The organism is Oscillibacter sp. CU971, assembly GCF_905219725.1.
GTDB lineage: Bacteria > Bacillota > Clostridia > Oscillospirales > Oscillospiraceae > Oscillibacter.
Map to the genome: position 1 here is coordinate 1 of NZ_CAJMXG010000313.1, position 2877 is coordinate 2877.

The following is a 2877-nucleotide window of genomic DNA, read 5'->3' on the forward strand; positions in this document are numbered from 1 at the left end:
TCGATCAAGAGGGCCTTTTGGAAGTTTACGATTTTTTGGCAGCGAAAGGGGTTAAATGTTATAATCATCTAATTTCCGGATCTCCAACAAGTCAAATTCTTTCATACCTGGTTAATCATAAAATGTTTGATGAATTACAGGCGTTATCAGATAAGAACAATGTGATAATGACTGTCTACGTAGATGATGTGGTATTTTCAAGTGAACATAAAATATCCTCGGAATTTAGAAAATCGGTATTGGCACTTATCCAAAAATATAATTACCAAGTTTCACGGAAAAAGGTGAAAGGATATTCCAGAGCATATCCCAAATTAGTGACAGGTGTTATTATAAATAGCGAGGGAAAAGCCACAGTCAAAAATTCACTAAGGAAAAAGATTGTGGCTGAGTATGAGTATCTTCGCAATAATCCTACTGATAAAAAAAGTCGCCAGCGTCTACGTGGCCTTGTTACTGCTGCCAGACAGGTTGACAAGTCAGCCTACCCTAATATCCGAAAATTTGCATTTAAAAAGTTTACTAAAGAATAAGCCGCCGCTCAAAACCGGGCGGTGGCGTAAAATTGTTTTCTCTTGGAATAAAAACCTCTTGCTTACTGCTTGAAAACCGTTGATATGACTACCGGAGAGCAGATTCCCTGCTCTCCGGCGCTTGACGTTTACATGACCTCCGCCATGAAGCCGCTGATTTTCTTCGCGGCGTCTTTCTGCATTTCCTTCGTCACGTTGGTATAGACGTCCAGCGTGAACTCCGCCGAGTAATGTCCCAGCATCCCGGAGACCGTTTTGATGTCCACGCCGTTTTGCAGAGCCATCGTGGCGAAGGTCCGCCGCAGGTCATGGAATCGGACATGCTCCTCGATGCCCGCCCGTTTCAGCAGCTTCTTATGGATTCTGCCCACGCAGTCCGGGCCGTACATCCCACCTGTCACTGGAGACGGGAACAGGTAGGGGCTGAACGGATGGTTTTTGCGGTCTTCTACCAGGAGGCGAATGGCTTCGTTGTCAATATAGACGGTCCTTACGGAGTTCTTTGTCTTCGGCTCCGTCACTCGCAACTCCCCTTTACCCCTGGCGACAGACTTGGAAACCGTCAGGCATTTTTCCTTGACGTTCAGATCTGTCCAGAGGAGCGCCAGCAGCTCCCCTCGTCGGAGTCCGGTGGTCAACTCCAGATAGAACATCGGGAGGACACCGCGCTCTTCTGCCGCCCGCAGATAGTCCCCCAGCTTTTCCGGCGGGATGATCTGCATCTCCTTCTTCTCCTTCGGCGGCAGCTTGCAGTTGGCGGCGGGATTGTACGGAATCAGCCGCTCCATCACCGCTTGGTCCAGGCATTGCCGGAGCATTGCGTGTAGGCTGCGGATTGTCTTGTTGCTGAGTCCCGAAGCCTCCATGCCCTCATAACGTAGGATGCGGCCGCTTTCCCGAGTCCGGTTGTAGAATTTCTGGATGTCCAGTGTTGTGAGTTTGCGGAGTTTGATCTTTCCGATGTCGGGCACGATATGGTTCTCGACGAAATTGCGGTAGTGTTCCGCCGTGCTCTCCCGGATGGAGGGCTTCGCGTAGTTCTCGAACCAGAGCGCGGCCCACTGACCTACCGTGAGGTCCCGGCTTTTGGCGGCGTCGATTCGCTCGTTGTCCTCCAGCGCTCCTTTGAGTTTTTCCTTGACCTCCGCCTGGGTTTTGCCCAGCACATTTTTCGTGATTCGCTTTCCGGTTTCGGGATCGTAGCCCGCCGTGTAGCGCCCTTCCCAGCGGCCATCCTTACGCTTGCGAATATTCCCTTCGCCGTTCGCTCTACGCTTCGCCACGATGATCCCTCCTCTCTTCTGCCCGATCTTCTTCATCGCTGGCGAAGGAGTAGGGCGTTATCTCCCCGGCGATCCCGAGGGCCAGTTGGAACCCTGACACGAAACTCGCCAGCGTGGTTTCCTCCAGCAGAGCCGCTTGCAGATCCACCAGCCCGAGGATTCGTCTTTGGTCCTCTTTGCTTACCCGTTCCGAAAGACTCCGCCAGCCTTTTTCAACCTCCTTCTGCAATGCCACATCCGGCTCCGTAAAAAATCTCTGGCGCAGAGCTCTCATGTATTCGTACTCCATATGTGCCACCTCCTGTCAGCGACACACATTACCATCTGCTGGCCTCAATATCCAGCAGCTTTCCCCGAGTTATCAGAAAGTTCAAATTTGTATTTCGGACTTTGGTGCCAGGCGTACTCTTTGTTTGTACCAGCGCACACGCTGCTCTGAGGATAAGGGCTGATTTATGGCCCTGAAAATCTCCATTAACTGTTTCAGACCTGCCATTCTCGTGACAATTTCTGCCTTTTGGGTACGGCTGGGTACTCCTTGACCACATATTTGCCCACAGACAGAGAAAACCGGCCCACCGGGCTATTCCGGTGGGCCGCAGTTCTCAGCTTGCTCTATTCTCTGCCCTCAGCCGCTCCTTTTCAGCGGCCACCTCCGTTTTCATCTCGGTTATCATTACTGCCAGCAGTTTTTCGCATTCTTCCGCCGTATCAGCGTAGATGTCTCGGGTGCGCTTTGTCCCATCGGGCCAGGTCACCGTGTACCTTCCGTTCCAGCGACCACCTTTGGTCTGACCCAGGTATCCGCTGCCCCAGTAGCGGCGCTTGCCCCGCTTGGGTTTGAAATCTGTCATGGTGCGGCTGGCTGTAGCCTGGGGATTCTCTGCGGAAATCTCTACTTTACCAATGCCTTGGTCAATTTTGGCGGCGGCTTGCCTCTGCATATCGCTTGTGACATGGGCGTAAACGTTCAGTGTAGTGGCGCTGGAGACGTGACCGATGATGGTGGACAGGGTCTTTACATCCATCCCATGCTCCAGAGCATTAGTGGCGAATACATG

Annotated in this window: 3 protein-coding genes and 1 pseudogene; 1 reads left to right on the forward strand and 3 read right to left on the reverse strand. The window is 52.0% G+C overall.

Annotation, left to right across the window (positions count from 1 at the left end; all coding sequences use genetic code 11):
* Nucleotides 1-533, forward strand: a 533-nt coding sequence (locus JX325_RS14670; protein ID WP_374220635.1) for a reverse transcriptase domain-containing protein, incomplete at its 5' end; no start/stop codon positions are given.
* A 128-nt stretch (nucleotides 534-661) separates the two neighbouring features.
* On the opposite strand, the gene JX325_RS14675 is transcribed toward JX325_RS14670, so the two are convergent.
* From JX325_RS14675 to JX325_RS14685, 3 genes and pseudogenes are all read right to left on the reverse strand, one after another.
* Nucleotides 662-1816 (reverse strand): site-specific integrase, encoded by a 1155-nt coding sequence (locus tag JX325_RS14675; protein WP_204791820.1) that lies wholly within the window; start codon nucleotides 1814-1816, stop codon nucleotides 662-664.
* A complete protein-coding gene (locus tag JX325_RS14680) occupies nucleotides 1803-2105 on the reverse strand; it encodes a hypothetical protein (RefSeq protein WP_204791821.1) in 303 nt (100 codons plus the stop codon). The genes JX325_RS14675 and JX325_RS14680 overlap by 14 nt, the downstream gene beginning before the upstream one ends.
* Before the next feature lie 316 nt (nucleotides 2106-2421).
* A pseudogene (locus tag JX325_RS14685) lies at nucleotides 2422-2877 on the reverse strand (tyrosine-type recombinase/integrase); the annotation flags it as partial.

Coding starts and splice junctions, on each gene's coding strand:
- JX325_RS14680 (WP_204791821.1), bottom strand. CDS start 2,105: ATGGAGTACGAATACATGAGAGCTCTGCGCCAGAGATTTTTTACGGAG.